Annotated in this window: 14 protein-coding genes; 6 read left to right on the forward strand and 8 right to left on the reverse strand. The window is 64.5% G+C overall.

Annotated elements, in window-relative coordinates; genetic code table 11:
• Positions 1-85: 85 nt before the first annotated feature.
• Together clpA and clpS are read right to left on the reverse strand one after the other, a co-directional pair.
• Positions 86-2,494, reverse strand: a complete 2,409-nt coding sequence (gene clpA, locus CK489_RS31020; RefSeq protein ID WP_050630873.1) for an ATP-dependent Clp protease ATP-binding subunit ClpA — start codon at positions 2,492-2,494, stop codon at positions 86-88.
• Positions 2,495-2,754: 260 nt separating this feature from the next.
• Positions 2,755-3,087 carry an ATP-dependent Clp protease adapter ClpS gene (clpS, locus tag CK489_RS31025; RefSeq protein WP_050630893.1) on the reverse strand — a complete coding sequence of 111 codons (333 nt, stop codon included), beginning with the start codon at positions 3,085-3,087 and terminating at the stop codon, positions 2,755-2,757.
• On the opposite strand from clpS, the gene CK489_RS41070 reads away from it, so the two are divergent.
• Both CK489_RS41070 and CK489_RS31030 read left to right on the forward strand, forming a co-directional pair.
• Entirely contained in the window at positions 3,080-3,445 is a 366-nt protein-coding gene (locus tag CK489_RS41070; protein ID WP_143278268.1) for a hypothetical protein, read from the forward strand. The genes clpS and CK489_RS41070 overlap by 8 nt on opposite strands.
• 168 nt (positions 3,446-3,613) lie before the next feature.
• Entirely contained in the window at positions 3,614-5,515 is a 1,902-nt protein-coding gene (locus CK489_RS31030) for a TadE/TadG family type IV pilus assembly protein (protein WP_095734999.1), read from the forward strand.
• 73 nt (positions 5,516-5,588) lie between these two features.
• Here CK489_RS31030 and CK489_RS31035 read toward each other — a convergent pair whose 3' ends face one another.
• On the reverse strand, positions 5,589-5,924 hold the full coding sequence (locus CK489_RS31035; protein ID WP_021078275.1) for a phasin family protein: 336 nt from the start codon (positions 5,922-5,924) through the stop codon (positions 5,589-5,591).
• Positions 5,925-6,346: 422 nt separating this feature from the next.
• On the opposite strand from CK489_RS31035, the gene CK489_RS31040 reads away from it, so the two are divergent.
• On the forward strand, positions 6,347-8,134 hold the full coding sequence (locus CK489_RS31040; protein WP_095735000.1) for a D-alanyl-D-alanine carboxypeptidase: 1,788 nt from the start codon (positions 6,347-6,349) through the stop codon (positions 8,132-8,134).
• A gap of 242 nt (positions 8,135-8,376) precedes the next feature.
• On the opposite strand, the gene CK489_RS31045 is transcribed toward CK489_RS31040, so the two are convergent.
• The gene (locus CK489_RS31045) at positions 8,377-9,096 is read right to left on the reverse strand and encodes a DnaJ domain-containing protein (RefSeq protein ID WP_050630870.1); all 720 of its coding nucleotides are present in this window, start codon (positions 9,094-9,096) and stop codon (positions 8,377-8,379) included.
• Positions 9,097-9,224: 128 nt separating this feature from the next.
• Between CK489_RS31045 and CK489_RS31050 the strand changes: the two genes are divergently transcribed.
• Positions 9,225-9,632, forward strand: a complete 408-nt coding sequence (locus tag CK489_RS31050; RefSeq protein ID WP_095735001.1) for a DUF302 domain-containing protein — start codon at positions 9,225-9,227, stop codon at positions 9,630-9,632.
• Positions 9,633-9,642: 10 nt separating this feature from the next.
• Here CK489_RS31050 and CK489_RS31055 read toward each other — a convergent pair whose 3' ends face one another.
• The 3 genes from CK489_RS31055 to CK489_RS31065 all read right to left on the reverse strand — a co-directional run bounded on the left by CK489_RS31055 (position 9,643) and on the right by CK489_RS31065 (position 12,515).
• Complete coding sequence (locus tag CK489_RS31055; protein WP_095735002.1) at positions 9,643-10,383, reverse strand: vWA domain-containing protein; 741 nt, start codon at positions 10,381-10,383, stop codon at positions 9,643-9,645.
• An 89-nt stretch (positions 10,384-10,472) separates the two neighbouring features.
• Positions 10,473-11,417: an alpha/beta hydrolase family protein gene (locus CK489_RS31060; RefSeq protein WP_050630869.1), complete on the reverse strand. Its 945-nt coding sequence runs from the start codon at positions 11,415-11,417 to the stop codon at positions 10,473-10,475.
• Positions 11,418-11,738: 321 nt separating this feature from the next.
• Complete coding sequence (locus CK489_RS31065; RefSeq protein WP_095735003.1) at positions 11,739-12,515, reverse strand: helix-turn-helix transcriptional regulator; 777 nt, start codon at positions 12,513-12,515, stop codon at positions 11,739-11,741.
• A gap of 103 nt (positions 12,516-12,618) precedes the next feature.
• Here CK489_RS31065 and CK489_RS31070 point away from each other — a divergent pair, with 103 nt between their 5' ends.
• A complete protein-coding gene (locus tag CK489_RS31070; protein WP_095735004.1) occupies positions 12,619-13,704 on the forward strand; it encodes an alcohol dehydrogenase catalytic domain-containing protein in 1,086 nt (361 codons plus the stop codon).
• A gap of 227 nt (positions 13,705-13,931) precedes the next feature.
• Here CK489_RS31070 and CK489_RS31075 read toward each other — a convergent pair whose 3' ends face one another.
• Positions 13,932-14,855, reverse strand: coding sequence for a division plane positioning ATPase MipZ (locus tag CK489_RS31075; protein ID WP_050630866.1), 924 nt, complete (start codon positions 14,853-14,855; stop codon positions 13,932-13,934).
• Positions 14,856-15,129: 274 nt separating this feature from the next.
• Here CK489_RS31075 and panC point away from each other — a divergent pair, with 274 nt between their 5' ends.
• A complete protein-coding gene (gene panC / locus CK489_RS31080; protein WP_095735005.1) occupies positions 15,130-15,981 on the forward strand; it encodes a pantoate--beta-alanine ligase in 852 nt (283 codons plus the stop codon).
• Positions 15,982-16,073 lie beyond the last annotated feature (92 nt).

The raw sequence follows: 16,073 nt of genomic DNA on the forward strand, positions 1-16,073 counted from the left end.
CTGCACGTGACGTAAGACTCGACGGCGCAAACAAAAAGGCCGGCTGTTCAGCCGGCCCTTTTTCATTTGATCACCTGCTTTCGCCTCAGGCCTTGACCATCGGCCCCTTGGAGGCCGGCCCCTTGGTGCCGCCTCCGCCACCGTTGTTCGGACCACCCTTCGGCGGCTTGCGCTTGCGCGGCGGCAGGTTCTCGGGCTTCGGCGTGACCGGGCCCTCGACATATTCGAAGCCGATCTTGTCCTTGGCAGCAGCCTCGTCCTTGACCAGCACGACGCGGACATGTCCGCCGCCCTTGAGGTGGCCGAACAGCACTTCATCCGCGAGTGGCTTCTTGATGTGCTCCTGGATGATGCGCGCCATCGGACGCGCGCCCATCTGCTCGTCATAGCCGTGCTCGATCAGCCAGGCCTTGGCGGGCTCGGACAGCTCGATCGTAACGTCGCGGTCGGCGAGTTGCGCCTCGAGCTGCAGCACGAACTTCTCGACCACCATGCCGATCACCTCGGCATTGAGGTGAGCGAAGGACACGATCGCGTCCAGCCGGTTGCGGAACTCCGGCGCGAACTGCCGGTTGATCGCCTCGTGGTCGTCGCCTTCCCGCTTCGAGCGGGTGAAGCCGAAGGCCTGCCGCGCAAGATCGGCCGCGCCCGCATTCGTGGTCATGATCAGGATCACGTTGCGGAAGTTGACCTGCTTGCCGTTGTGGTCGGTGAGCCGGCCGTGGTCCATGATCTGCAGCAACACGTTGTACAGATCCGGATGCGCCTTCTCGATCTCGTCGAGCAGCACGACGCAATGCGGATGCTGGTCCACGCCATCGGTGAGCAGGCCGCCCTGGTCGAAGCCGACATAGCCGGGAGGCGCGCCGATCAGGCGCGACACGGTGTGCCGCTCCATGTATTCGGACATGTCGAAGCGCAGCAGCTCGACACCAAGCGACGCGGCGAGTTGCTTGGCCACCTCGGTCTTGCCGACGCCGGTCGGACCCGAGAACAGATAGCTGCCGATCGGCTTCTCCGGCTCGCGCAAGCCGGCTCGCGCCAGCTTGATCGACGCTGCCAGCGACTCGATCGCCTTGTCCTGGCCGAACACCGTGCGCTTCAGGGTCTGCTCGAGATGCTTCAACACCTCGGCATCGTCCTTCGACACGCTCTTCGGCGGAATCCGCGCCATGGTCGCGATCGTGGTCTCGATCTCCTTGATGCCGATCGTCTTCTTGCGCTTGCTCTCGGCGACCAGCATCTGCGCCGCGCCGGACTCGTCGATCACGTCGATCGCCTTGTCGGGCAGCTTGCGGTCGTGGATGTAGCGCGACGACAGCTGCACCGCCGCCTCGATCGCCTCATTGGTGTATTTCAGCCGATGGTAATCCTCGAAATAGGGCTTCAGGCCCTTAAGGATCGCAATGGCGTCTTCCACCGTCGGCTCGTTGACGTCGATCTTCTGGAAGCGCCGCACCAGCGCGCGGTCCTTCTCGAAGTGCTGACGGTATTCCTTGTAGGTGGTCGAGCCCATGCAGCGGATCGTGCCCGAAGCCAATGCCGGCTTCAGCAGATTGGACGCATCCATCGCGCCGCCGGAAGTGGCGCCGGCGCCGATCACAGTGTGAATCTCGTCGATGAACAGGATGGCGTTCGGATGCGCCTCCAGTTCCTTCAGGACCTGCTTCAACCGCTCCTCGAAATCGCCGCGGTAGCGGGTGCCCGCGAGCAGCGTGCCCATGTCGAGCGAGAACACGGTCGCGGCCGCCAGCACCTCCGGCACGTCGCTGTCGACGATGCGCTTGGCGAGGCCTTCGGCGATCGCGGTCTTGCCGACGCCGGCTTCACCGACGAACAGCGGGTTGTTCTTCTGGCGGCGGCACAGCACCTGGATCGCACGGTTGATCTCGGCATTGCGCCCGATCACCGGATCGATCTTGCCGTCGCGCGCCTTCTTGTTGAGGTTGACGCAATAGGTCTCGAGCGCCTCGCCCTTCTTCTTGGAGTCCTCGTTGCCCTTGGTCTCGGTCTCCTCGTCTACGCCGCGCACCGGCCGCGCCTCGGAGACGCCGGGCCGCTTGGCGATGCCGTGGCTGATGTAGTTCACGGCGTCGTAGCGCGTCATGTCCTGCTCCTGCAGGAAATACGCGGCGTGGCTCTCGCGCTCGGCGAAGATCGCGATCAGGACATTGGCGCCGGTCACTTCCTCGCGACCGGACGACTGGACGTGAATCACCGCGCGCTGGATCACGCGCTGGAACCCGGCGGTCGGCTTCGCATCATCGGCGCCGTCCGTCACCAGGTTTTCGAATTCGGTCTCGAGATAGTTGACGAGGCTGGTCCTGAGCTTGTCGAGATCAACGCTGCAGGCCCGCATCACCGCCGCCGCATCCGAGTCGTCGATCAGCGACAACAGCAGATGTTCCAGCGTCGCGTACTGATGGTGACGCTCGTTCGCGATCGCCAATGCACGGTGCAACGATTGTTCAAGGCTTTGAGAAAAAGTTGGCATTCGCGTCCTCTATGGCCCCCGGCCATCATGATCGCCATTACCGGGTCAGGCAATAACAACCTTCGTGATCGCCATTGATATAGTTACGACGGATCGTGGCGAAAGACCGGTCCCGCGGTGATGGTTTTCTTCTAAATTCGGGGCACCGGGACGCCGTGCGACCGCGCCCCGTGATCGTACGGGAACGCCCCTCACAACCGTCAGAAAACGCGTTGCAAGACCCGTTCCGCTCGTCGCGCCGGGTCAATCGTTCCCGCGAACTACTTCTTTTCCATCACACATTGCAGTGGATGCTGATGCTTGCGCGCGAAGTCCATGACTTGTGTCACTTTGGTCTCGGCGATCTCGTAGGTGAACACGCCGCACTCACCGATCCCGTGATGATGAACGTGCAACATGATCGTGGTCGCGGCCTCGGCGTCCTTGTTGAAGAATCGCTCCAGCACGTGAACGACGAACTCCATCGGCGTGTAATCGTCGTTCAGGATCAGGACGCGATACAGGTTCGGGCGCTTGGTCTTCGGCTTGACCTTGGTGATGACCGAGGTCGACGGGCCGCTGCCCGCGCCACTGCGGTTGTCGTCATTGCTCATTGTCGGCACCGGCGTTGTCGGCACCGGCGCGGCGGGCACCGCCGGCTTGGCCGAAACCGGCTCGGAGATCGGGACTGTCAACGTGGGTCGCAACATGGTTCAGGCGTTCGAATTCCCCAAGGGATGCCGGCAGGAAACCGGATGGCGATTGGAAGGTGGTCGCGATTGCCGCAAGACTGATCGCGGAACCCCCAGCAACCTTTCCAGATTGCCGCTCCCGGTCCGATCCGGCGGCCGGATCAACCTCCCGAATATGGGCCTCGCGACGCCCTGCCGCAAGCGCAGACCCGCCGCAGCCCACCGGTCCGATTCCCGGCGCGGCAACCCTTGGAAGGTTAATCATTTCTGCCTGATTTGACAAAGGATCGGGGCAGCCGATTTAGACGGCATTGAGGATAGCGCGCGCTTTTGCCCTGCTTTTGCGCCCCACCGGTACCAGTTGCCAGGTTTCCCTGGCCCGATTCACCAACTGTTTAGCCGCACGCGTAGAGATGATGGCGCCATCAATAATTTCGATGAGAGTGTCATGCTGGGCTCAGCCATTTTCAATCGCGGCCGCGCCGCTGCCCGCCGGTTTTCCAGGGCAAAGGACGGCAATGTCGCTGTTATCTTCACGCTCGCGATTCTGCCGATTATCGCCTTCGTGGGAGCCGCGATCGACTATACCCGCGCCAACAGCGCCCGGTCCTCGATGCAGGCGGCGCTCGATTCTACCGCGCTGATGCTGTCCAAGGACCTCACCATGGGCAACATCACGGCCGCGCAGATCCCGAGCAAGGCCCAGTCCTACTTCAATGGCCTCTACACCAACAAGGACGGCCAGGGCCTTGCGGTCTCGGCCACTTATACGACCCCGACCTCGAGCGCGGCGGCGACCATCCTGCTGAGCGGGTCCGGCTTCGTCAAAACCGACTTCATGCAGCTTGCCGGTTTTCCAAAGCTGAATTTCAGCAGTTCGACCACCACCACCTGGGGCAACGTCAAGATGCGCGTCGCCCTCGCCCTCGACAACACGGGATCGATGGCCCAGGACGGCAAGATTACCGCGCTGCGAAACGCGGTGGCCGGATCCGGCGGCCTGATCGACCAGCTCAGCGCGCTGAGCAAGAACAATGGTGACGTCTATGTCTCCGTCATTCCGTTCGCCAAGGTCGTCAATGTCGGCACCAACAATTCCGGCCAGAACTGGATCGACTGGACCGACTGGCTCAATCCACCGACCACCCAGCCCAACAACGGCAGCATGGGGACCGGCAGCCAGAGCCTGCAGGCGAGCCTCCCGATGAACTGGCACGCGGTTGGCCCCGGCGCGAAATGCCCCTGGACCAACAGCAATGGCGGCTTCACCTGCAACACCAGCCCGACCAGCACGTCCAACGCGAACTACATCCCGTCGAGCGGGACCTATTCAGGCTACATCTGCCCGAGCGTCGATTATAACTCTCACACCCGCTACAACGGCTGCTGGGTGAGCACGCCGGCGGGCACCGGCGTATTCTGCACGGGGTCGTCGTCCTGTTCCTGTCCGAAGAATTCGTCCGGCAACAATGTCACTGGTTGCAGTTGCACGACCACGGGCGGCGTCACGTCCTGCTCCGGCAATCTCTACACCCACGACTGGACCCAGCCGGGCCCGTTGGACCTCGTTCACAATCTGGCGCAGCCGCGCGTCAGCGCCGTGGTGGGCTGGACCAACAACAAGTGGACGTCGACCAATCAGCTCCCGACGGTCGCGAACAACTGGCTGCAAGCATCCACCAATCCGATCAGCAACTGGACCGGCTGCGTCACGGACCGCACCCAGCCGAACGATGCGACCGGCGTGCTGCCGAATACATCCGACGTCACCACGCTGTTTCCGGCCAACGAGTATTACGAGAACAGCTCGTATTATTGCAGCAGCAGCGCCTCGCCGCAGCTCGAACCGCTGATCCCGCTGAGCTACGACTGGACCGCGCTGAAGAACGCGGTCAACGCCATGCAGCCGACCGGCGGCACCGACCAGTCGGTCGGCCTCGCCTGGGCGTGGCAGTCGCTGCTGGCGAACGGCCCGCTGAACGCGCCGGCAGAGGACTCCAACACGACCTACAATCGGGTGATTATCCTGCTGTCCGACGGTTTGAACACCGAGGACCGCTGGCCCGTCTACGGCGACGGCAGCTCGCAGGCCTCGGGCAATCCGATCGACGCAAGGCAGGCCCTGCAATGTCAGAACCTGCAGGCCGCGAGGGATTCCGGTGGAAACCCGGCGTACACGATCTACACCATCCAGGTGAACACGAGCTCGCCAGCCGATCCGACCTCAACCGTCCTGAAGAACTGCGCCAGCAGCCCCGACAAATTCTTCATGCTGACCAGCTCGACCCAGATCCTGACCACGTTCAACACGATCGGCACGGCCCTCAGCAAGCTGCGGCTGGCGAAATAACCGCCCGCCTCCCGCCCAACAAAAAAGCCCGGCCGAAACGGCCGGGCTTTTCGTTTGTCTTGATCGGCAGCGCTTACTGAGCGGGCGCGAACTTGGAGACCAGGCCCTCATAGGGCTTGAAGGTCTGCTTGGCGCAGTCGCTGTACAGGCCGGCGATCTTCTGCGATTCCGCAACAAAGGTCTCGTAGGACGAGCGCAGGTATTCGGTCTGCGCCTCGAGCGCCTTGTCCAGCGACTTCACGCCCGACAGCTTCTCGACGAACGACTTGGTGTCCTCAAACGACTTCTTGGCGTAGTCGCCGTAGGCGGTGGCGATCGCCTGGACGCCGCTCTGCAGGTTGTTCGCAGACGCAGTGACCGACTCGAAATGCTCTTTGCCGTAGTTCTGAATGTCTTCGATCTTGACCATGGATTGGAATTCCTTTTCCCAGACTTGAAGGCGCAAATTCCCATTGCCGGGAAGCTCCCGGCCCCCTGACTTGATTAGAATACCGCATCGCACAATAAAGTCAACAAATATTGTGCAGCGCACAATCACACTGCGCGATTCCCGGGCATTTGCGCTAAACCCCGGGGGACTACGCAACGGTTGCTTAATCTTTTGGAAACTCGGTCCGCCTAACCTGATTCCCGGACTTTGTTCGCCTTCCGACGGGCAGCCTTGAAAGCTGTTTGTGAACAACACCTTAGCTAGAAGAGCGACCTGAGCCGCCACGAGGGCCGATGGTTCTGCCCGAAATGGTCTGTTGCGCAGGCAAGGATCGACGGCCGCCGGGCACAATTTCGCCTCACGAGCCAGTGATCTAGATAGAAATTGGGACGGGGAAGTAGATGCTTCGAACAACCTTGGCCTCCTCGCGGGCGCTGCGAGTTGGCGTTCTTGGGCTCGTTACCGTCACGACGGCGATCCTGATCACCAGTGATAGCGCGGAGGCGCGCCGTCATCGGCGCCACACCGCCCGTCATCACCACAGCGAGGCCGCGCGCGAAAGCTACAGCCCGCAATTCGCGACGATCATCGTCGACGGCAATAGCGGCTCGGTGCTGACCTCAACCAGCCCCGACGGACTGCGGCACCCCGCCTCGCTCACCAAGATCATGACGCTCTATCTGCTGTTCGAGCGCCTCGATTCCGGAAAGATGAAGCTCGACACCGAGATGCCGGTTTCCGAGCACGCCTCCGAGCAGGACCCGACCAAGCTCGGCCTGCGGCCCGGCCAGACCATCAAGGTCGAAGACGCCATCAAGGGTCTGGTCACCCGCTCCGCCAATGACGCGGCAGTCGTGATCGCCGAGGCGATCGGCGGCAGCGAAGACGACTTCGCCCGCATGATGACCCGCAAGGCCCGCGCGCTCGGTATGAGCCGGACCACCTATCGCAACGCCTCGGGCCTGCCCAACGACGAGCAAATTACCACGGCGCGCGATCAGTCGACGCTCGGCCGCGCCATCCAGGATCGCTTCCCGCGCTATTATCGCTATTTCTCGACGACGGCGTTCAATTTCCGCGGCCACACCATCACCGGCCACAATCGCCTGCTCGGCAGCGTCGAGGGCGTCGACGGCATCAAGACCGGCTACACCCGCGCCTCCGGCTTCAACCTCGTGACCTCGATCCACCGCGGCAATCGCTTCCTGGTCGGCGTCGTGCTCGGCGGCCGCAGCGGCGGCTCCCGCGACGCCATCATGCGCAACCTGCTGGCCGAGAATATCGGCAAGGGCGCCACCAATCGCACCGTCGCCGCGATCACCGAGCGCAACCCGGCCGACGCCAACGTCCAGGTCGCCGATGCCGACGATGCGCGCGAAGCGGATAGCTCGCCGGTTGCCGCGTCGGAGCCCGCTCCCGCCCCGTTGCCAGCACCACGCCCGGCCAGCAAGCCTTCGCTGATCGCCGCAGCCGCCGCCGCGCTGCCGCCGCCCCCGGCAAAGCCGGAGCCGCAGGCCAAGCCCGAACCGGCGCCGCTGACCTCAGGCGTGATCCAGACCCAGCAGCTCGCGGCGATTCCGGGTTCGGCTGAGCCGATGAAGCCGGTCAAGGTGAAGACCGTTCAGGTCAAGGCCGGCCAGATCAAGCTCGCCGCGGCCGGTCCGGCACAATCCGCACCGCCGATCACCAGCACGATCCCGTCGCGCGGTGAGATTCCCGAAACCTCAAACGCGATGATGGCGCGGGCCGCCGAGACCTCGAGGCCCGAGATGCCGCCGCAGCCGGCCAATTTCGGCACCGGCAACGGCATCCTCGGCGTGCTGCCGGCGTCGTCCGTGCATGCCCCCGCCGCCGCCCCGGCACCGCAGGCCGTGGCCTCGATCGAGCCGACCCGCAGCCTCCAGGCCGCCCCGCAGAGCAACACCGTCAAGCCCGGTGCCGCGCATTCCGGCTGGATCATCCAGGTCGGCGCGCTGGAATCCGAGGGCGAGGCCAACAAGCGCATCGACCTCGCGCGCAGCTCGGCCCGCGGCCTGCTCAGCAAGGCGGACCCGTTCACCGAGGTCGTGGCGAAGGACAACCGCAAGCTCTACCGCGCCCGCTTTGCCGGTCTCGAGCGCGATCAGGCCGAGGCGGCGTGCAAGACGCTGAAGCGCGCCGAGATCTCCTGCATCACCGTTCGCAACTGATCGACTCGATCGACCGATCGCAAAGGGCCAGCGCCGCAAGCGCCGGCCCTTTTGCTTTGCGGGCGGCGCACGGGAACGAGCGGTCCTTCCGCGCATGGCGCCGCCATGAAAACTTCTCGTCAAGATTTTACGGTTAAGTTTTCCCGAAACAACGATCGGCCACGCCGGACAGCGGCGGGCCAGACGGGGCATCAATCAGAAGCGGAAGGCGGCTCTCGGCTGTGGCGTTGGTAGCGTCGGAGTTAGAGATGCGTGCGAAGCAGAGTATCCTTGGCCTCGTTCACACGGGCAGCGAGATACGTCGAGCCCCCCTGGTCGGGATGCAGTTTCTTCATCAGGGTGCGGTGAGCCCGGCTGATGTCGTCACGCGACGCCCCCGGTTGCAGGCCAAGGATCTGATAGGCCTCCTCGTTCGTCATTTTGCCGCTCGTCGCCGCACGGCCCTGCCCCCCTGTCCGGTCGCCCTGTGCGTCCTGACGCCAGGCGGGAAAGCGGCGGTCCAGATAGCTTTCAAGTAGCGCGACGCTCTCGGCGTCGAAGCTAGGGACCATCGCCAAGAGCTGCGACAGGTCGAACTCGTCGAGCATGCGGCCGGCCTGCGGTCCGGCCACGATCTGCCCGGAGAGCACGCCGCTGCCGTGATCGAGGCTCATGTCGAGATATTGCGAGCGCACCCGCGAGCTTTGCCCGGGGCTGCGCGAACCGCCGAACATGCCGCCGAAATTGGGAAGCCCGGTGTTGCCGAACGGCGACCAGCCGAGCAGTCCGGCGCCGAAGATGCCGAGCGGGATCGCCACCGCCAGTTCGCCCCGCACGCCGGTAAAGGCCGCCACCGCCAGCGCGAGCACCCCGCCGCCGATCTTGATCGCACGCGCAAGCACGGCGGGATTGGCCGCACGAAACATCTGCAGCGCGGAATAAAGGACGACAACGGCGACGACGCCGGCGATCAGAGTTGGCATGCGCGGAATATAAGCGGCCCGGCCGCAAAAAGCATGCGAAGCTTCGTCTCACCGGAGCGTGAAGCGCCACGCGTGGCGTCGCCCGCTGCGCTTGAGTAGCCTGCACCGACCGCGCTGGAGGACGCCCGATGGCGATTGACGGACTGATCAGCCTTCGCAGCAATGCCGGGCCGAAGGAGACTGCCGACCGGCTCAAGGCCGAACTTCAGGCCAGTGGGCTGACCTTGTTTGCGCAAATCGATCATGCTGCGGGCGCCGCGAGCGCCGGCCTCGCGCTCCGTCCAACCGAACTGTTCGTGTTTGGCAATGCGAAGGGCGGCACACCGTTGATGCAGGTTACCCAGACGATCGGGATCGATCTGCCGCTCAAGGCGCTGGTCTGGCAGGACGACGCAGGCGACTGCTGGCTCTCCTACAACGATCCGGCCTGGCTCGCAGAACGGCACGGCGTCGCCGAAACGGCCAGACAGGTCACGGCCAACATGTCGACGCTGCTCGGCACGATTGCAAAGGCCGCAACGTCAGGCAAAGCCTGACCCGGCAAGCCTATTTCATCTGGCCGATCAGCTTGGCCGCGCCGCTCGTCGTCTTCGCCAGTCGCAGCAGCGCCTCGCGGCCGCCGGCGGCATAGGCCGCAGCGGCACGCAGCAATTCGCGCAGTTGCGCCGCCGCGCCGGGATCGAACCTGCACCACGCGCCGCCGGTCAGCCGCGCGATCTCGCGAAACGTCTGCTCGGCGGTGGCGTCCGCGCCCTCCTGGAACATGAACACCGGCACCTTGAGCAGGCCGAGCTCGCCGGCGCTTGCGCACAGCGCGTCGGCGTTCTCCTCCATAGCGTCGCCCACGAACACCAACGCGCGCACGCCTGAGGCGACCGCTTCGCGGCGTGTCTCCGACAGCACCTTGCCGATCTGGGTATTGCCGCCCTGGCAATCGATCTTGCTCATCAGCCGCGCAAGCTGCGCACTGTCCGAGATCCAGCCGGTGGCCCGGCACTCATTGAACCCGCGATAATAAACGAGGCGGATGTCGAGGCTGCCGAGCGCGCCGGCCTCGCGGAACATGTCGGCTTGCAGTGCGCACGCCATGTCCCATGTCGGCTGCCGGCTCATCGTGGCGTCGAGCGCGAACACCAGGCGGCCGCGTGCACCGGCGCGATGCGGCGACATCGCCCGCGCCTTCGCAACGAAGGCGGCGATGTCGTTCGCGCTCGATGTCGGCACACCAGGCGTATCGGCCGGGCGCACGTCGCTTCCGGATGTCGGTTTGATCGTCTTGCCAGCCATCAGCGCTTGCCTCGTACAGCAAACACTATGTGGGCCGCGGCATCGGATTGGTCAACGTGAGCGGCCCGCCTTGATCGCGAGCGGCACCGTCAATTCGTGACCGACGGATCCTTCTTGGTCTCGGTCTTGGTCAGCGAGAGCGACTTCTTGAGCTTCTCGCCGAAGGTCTGGGGCGGCTTCTCGACCGGCACGTAGAGCGAGACCGGGCCCGGCTCCAGGATCTTCGGCGGTGCATTGCGCGTGTCGACCGGCGCAACGGCGCTATCGGTGTCAGCCAGGAATTTATCGAGCATGGCCTGGATCGAGTCCTTGGCCTTCTCGGGTCCGGTGTCGCGCATGTCGTTGTGCTGGAAGTTGGTGTTCACGACGGTGATGCCGGCCTTCTCGCACTGCTCCTCATCCGGCACCACGCCAGGATCGGGCTTGAACTGCTGATCATGCGAACGGAACGACAGAATCTTGAACTTGCCGTCGGTCATGAACGGCACACGCAGATTGTCCAGCGTGACGACCTTCTTGATCTCGTCGGGATACTGCTTGGCGAAATACATCGCGATGTCGCCGCCATTGGAATGGCCGACCATCGTCAGCTTGCTGTAGTCCGCGTTCGGCTGGCGCTTCTTCATCTCCTCGATGGCGAATTTGATGTTGGTGATGCCGCGCTGATACTGCGGCAGACGGCCGACATAGAGCTCGCCGACCTTGGTCACCATCGGTCCATCCGACGGCAGGTCGTTCTGAATGCTGATGGTCAGATAGCCGCGCGCCGCGAACACGTTCGCGAGGAAGGAATATTCGGTGAATTTGACGGTATTACCATGATTGAGGATCGCAACCGGAAGCTTGATCATGCCCGCGTCGGCCTGCATCTCCTTGTCGAAGCGCACCGCAACATCGACCGCGACCGGCCGCTCGTCGCGCGTCGGATCCTTGAACATGATGGTTTCGTGACGGATCGCCCACTTGCTCGCGGTGAAATAAGCACCCGTGATCACCACGGAGAGCGAAAGCAGAACGAGAATTCCACGCTTCATGACGTCCTCGAGGTGCCCGCCTTTACGGGGCTATTTTGGCGGGAGGCTCTTCGGCCCCCTTTTAAGAATATATGTCACAGCGCCGTGACAGGAAGTCCAAATATTGTGGCTTCGGTGGCATAACGTTGTGCGTTGCACCTATAGTTTGTGCAGCTGCACACCACCAACGCGGTGGCTTGCGCCCTCCTCTTACCCTTTGACGTGAGTTCCCAAGGTTGCGTTCGACCTCTGGATCGACGTTGAGGGGAAAACCGGATTCCGGCACCTTTGTTCCGGCTTTTTGGCCGCTCTGTGACAAAAATCACCGGAAAACCCCGGATTTCAACCGATTTCGGTATAAATGATCAGTTTTAGGCCCGGATCGTCATTGGCCTGGAACGTGGCGTATTCAAAGGTCAGGCGACCGCGCTTGGGGTGATTGAGCACCTTCCTTCCGGCCACGCTGACGCTGACGTCGTGGGTCCCCCACCAGCCGTCGAACTCCGGACAGCCTGCGCGAAGCCGCCCCTGCAGATCGAGGAAGGCCGGATCGCCGGCCCAGAGGTCGTGGGTCCGGCGGAACTGGGTCACGATGCGCCGCGCCTCCTCGGGCCAGCCTGCGCCGAACAGCTGCCGGCTCTTGGGGTTGGTCAGCACGAAGAGCAGCGTATTGCGCTCGTCCTCGGGTACGCGGCCGAACGCGAAGACCTCCTCTGCGGCCGCGTTCCAGGTCAGCACGTCCCATCGCCGCCCCGTGACATAGGCCGGCTGGTTGAGGCTTTCGACGACCCGCCGGATCGCGGGCGGCACGGTCTCGGCGGCAAATGGTCGGCGGTCGCCATCCTTCGCAAGCGCCCGCAGATGCGCGTGCTCGGCCTTGCTGAGGCGCAGCGCCCGCGCCAGCGCGTCGATCGTGGTGGCGGACGGGCTGACGGAGCGCCCCTGCTCGAGGCGGATGTACCAGTCGACCCCGATGCCGGCGAGCTCGGCCACCTCCTCGCGGCGCAGGCCGGGCGTTCGGCGCCGCCGCCCGGCCTGGGCGCCGGTCAGCTTGGGCGTCAGCTTCTGCCGCCGCGATCGCAGGAAATCACCGAGTTCGCTTTGCCGTGCGGTGGCCATCAGGGAGCTCCTGAGTGGGTTTGGTAGTCCTAGGATAATACCAGGTCTTCATTGGTGCAACGGCGCGCGGCATGATGCCGCTCTCAACCGGGGACAAGCCCAGATGAAAGCAGCAATCCTGAAATCGTTCGGCTCACCGCTCGTGATCGACGAAATCCCCGCACCCCCGATGGGCACCGGTGAAGTCCTCGTCGACGTCATCGCGACGCGCGTGCTGTCCTACGCCAACGAGGTCTTTAGCGGCGAGCGCAGCTACCTGCTGGAGCTGCCGGCCGTTCCGGGTCCGGGCGCGATCGGACGGGTTCGCGCCGTCGGTCCGGACGCGACCCACCTCACCGCAGGCGATTGGGTGTATTGCGATCCGACCTTCCGCTCGCGCGACGACAGCATCTCGCCGGACATTACGCTGCAGGGCTGGAGCGCGCGCGGCGAAGGCGGGCTCCGCCTGCAACGGCACTTCCGCCACGGTTCGTTCGCCGAGCAGACCCTGGTGCCGACCGAGAACGTCAAGCGGATCGGCGCGATCGATCCGGCCGATGCGCCGGCATGGTGCGCGCTCGGCACCTGCCTTGTGCCCTATGGCGGATTCCTGGCGGCGCGCCTGCAACCGGGCGAGACCGTGCTGGTGAGCGGCGCGACCGGCAATTTCGGCAGCGCCGCCGTCGCCGTCGCGCTCGCAATGGGCGCAGCCTGCGTCGTGGCGCCCGGCCGCAACGAGCAGGTGCTGGCCGATCTGGTCCGCAGGTTCGGACCGCGCGTGCGTACCGTGAAGCTCGGTGGCAACGAGGACGACGATCGGGAACGCATGCGGCGCGCCGCGCCCGGTCCCATCGACTGCGTGCTCGACCTGATGCCGCCATCGGTGACGACGCCGACCGTCCGCGCCGCGATCATGACGGTGCGTCCCTATGGCCGGGTCCTCCTGATGGGCGGCGTCGGAATGCAGGGTGGACCGGGGCTCGAGCTGCCCTACCCCTGGATCATGCGCGAATGCATCAGCATTCACGGCGTCTGGATGTATCCGCCGGAGGCAACCTTCGGCCTCGTCAACCTCGCCCGCGCCGGGCTGTTGCGGCTCGATCAGTTCGAGGTCACGACCTTCGATCTCGACCACGCCAACGATGCCGTGGCGCATGCCGCCGCCAATGGCGGGCCGTTCAAGATGACGGTACTGACGCCGAACCGATAGCGGAGCTGCCGATTCAGCCCGGCAGCCGGGAGGATCAGCGGCGCCGGATCCTGAAGCGAATACGCTATTTCGGCCCTGCCGCGATCATCGCGGCTTTCAACTCCCAAGGCCCGGACCTGGTCGAACGCTGGCCGCCTCGGCTGCTTTGTATGGGGTTGTTTTCGATATTTTGGCCACCCGCCTCCCGCGCGAGCGATTTGGAAGCGGACCCGATCAATTCACGATCGCTAGCTGCCGATGATGTCGTCGACTTCGAGCGGCTTGTCGACCTGGCTGAACCATTCGGCCCGGTTGGCGGCGCGGCGGCGGCCGCGCTCGTCGAGCGGCAGCTTGAGCTGGCGGAGCAGGCTCATCACCTCCTCGCGGGCGGTGACGTGGCCGAGGTTCGGGCGGGTGCCGAGCGTCGCCTCGTCGATGTCGTCGAGCGCCGTCAGCCCGCGCGGGAAGAATTCGCGGTAGACCACCCGCTCGGCAAAGCCGTCCACCGCCCGGAACCCGATCCGCAGCGACAGCTGCTTCAAGCCGTCGGCGACCAGCTGCTTGTTGCGCGAGCCGAGCATCGACAGCCGGTTGCGCACCACGATCCAGTCGGTCGAGGCGCCGTCGAGCTGGCGGCGCTTGCGTCTGACGTCGCGCACCATCTCAGCGTAATGGCTCTCGCCGATCACCGCATAGGTCGCCGGATCGACGGTGCCCAGCACGTCGAAATCGAGGAAGCTGTCGTTGATCGGCGTCACCAGCGTGTCGGCCATCGAATGCGCGAGCCGCATCAGGTAGCTGTCCGAGCCGGGGGTATCGATCACGATGAAATCATAGGCACGTTCGACCGCGCTCACCGCGGCCATGAACTGCTGGAATTCGGCGTTCTCGTTCTCCTCGATCTGCATCGTCTCGCCGTACTTGATGCAGTGGTGCGCGGGGAGTTCGAGATCGAGCCCGGAGCGCCGCGCCCAGGCCTGGCGATTGCCGATGTAGCGGGTGAAGCTCTGCTGGCGGCAATCGAGATCGATGGTGGCGACGCGCTGTCCGGCCTTCAGGAGCGCAACGGCGATATGCAGGGCGGTGGTCGATTTGCCCGAACCACCCTTCTCGTTGCCGAGCACCACGACATGTGCGGAGCCGGATTGACCCTGACTAGCCTGCACCAACATGATTCAATCCCCGCGATGATCTTCAAATCGAGCACGGCTGCGGTCAAGTGAAATGCATCACCGCGAGAGGAAATCAATTGCAGCCGTCCTTAATGATGAATCGAACGAGCAGGCCGGCTGCGTCGATCGGCGGCACGAGGCCCGCGATCCGTGCGTGCTCGAGATCGGGTAATGCGTGCACGGCGGTTTGCCGATAGCGGCCCGGACTTGGTAAGCTGCGCTACCTGCCGAACACCAGACATCCCACCCGGATTGCCCCACGAGTCGAGACCAGATGCCGAGAAATCCCACCGTTGTCCGTACCGTCCCCGCCCTTCGTCGCGCCGTCGACGCCCTGCGCGCCAAGAAGGCGACCGTCGCGCTGGTCCCGACCATGGGTGCGCTCCATGACGGCCACGTGTCGCTGGTGCGGCTCGCCAAGCGCCGCGCCAAGCGGGTCGTGGTGTCGATCTTCGTCAACCCGACGCAATTTGCTCCCACCGAAGACTTCGGCTCGTATCCGCGCACCTGGAAGGAAGACGTCGCCAAGCTCGCCGCCGAGGGCGTCGACCTGATCTGGCACCCCGAGGTGAAGGCGATGTATCCGGACGGCTTCGCCACCAGGATCGTGCCGGAGGGACCGGCGATCGCCGGGCTCGAGGATCGCTTCCGGCCGCATTTCTTCGGCGGCGTCGCCACCGTGGTCGGCAAGCTGTTCACCCAGGTCCGGCCCGACATTGCGATCTTCGGCGAAAAGGACTTTCAGCAGCTCCGGGTCGTGACCCAGATGGCCGCGGACCTCGACCTCGGCGTCAAGGTGATCGGATCCAAGACGGTGCGCGAACGCGATGGCCTCGCGATGTCCTCGCGCAACGTCTACCTCTCGCCGGAGGAACGGCGCGCGGCGCCCGAACTCAACCGAGTGATGAAGCAAGCGGCAGGCCGCCTGCGCGCCGGCGAGGACACCGCAACCGCAATGGCCGCCGGTGCCGCTGAGATCACCAAGGCCGGCTTCGTGCTCGACTATCTCGAGGTTCGCCACGCCGCCACCCTGGCGCCGATCGGATCGCTGGAGGACGGCCCGATGCGGATGCTGGTCGCGGCAAGGCTCGGCAGCACGCGCCTGATCGACAACATCGCGGTCTAGAGCCGGATCCGAAAGTGTGATGCGGTTCACGCGCAAGCAGGCTGCGAACCTGTAATGAGGGCCCCGGCCTCATCCGCGCGGCCGGGTCGTGC

The organism is Bradyrhizobium sp. UFLA03-84 (assembly GCF_002289535.1).
GTDB lineage: Bacteria > Pseudomonadota > Alphaproteobacteria > Rhizobiales > Xanthobacteraceae > Bradyrhizobium > Bradyrhizobium viridifuturi.